Below are 259 nucleotides of genomic sequence, written 5' to 3' on the forward strand. Positions count from 1 at the left end.
CTGTGGAACCATTCCTATTATGTGGAAACGATCGGATCCGTATCTGAGGAAAATATTCGCCGTTATATTGAACATCAGAGCAAGTCGTATTAATTCAATGTGAATTGTAAATATTCATATGCATGGCTGTCTGAAGGGGGAGGAGAATGCTGTTGTCGCACAGAACATCGGTCAATATCCGGCCGGAATATTCTAATATTATAGGGCATATGTGTTACGCTGCTTCCAAGCTCTGGAATGTCTGCAACTATGAACGCCG

General features: G+C 42.5%; 1 protein-coding gene. It reads left to right on the plus strand.

From position 1 onward, the window contains the following. Positions 1-93 (plus strand): transposase (locus DWY89_RS14690; RefSeq protein WP_243022842.1); only part of this gene is annotated, 93 nt, incomplete at its 5' end. Positions 94-259: the final 166 nt, after the last annotated feature.

Origin of the sequence: Clostridium sp. AF27-5AA, assembly GCF_003478415.1 — a bacterium.
Taxonomy (GTDB): domain Bacteria; phylum Bacillota; class Clostridia; order Lachnospirales; family Lachnospiraceae; genus Otoolea; species Otoolea fessa.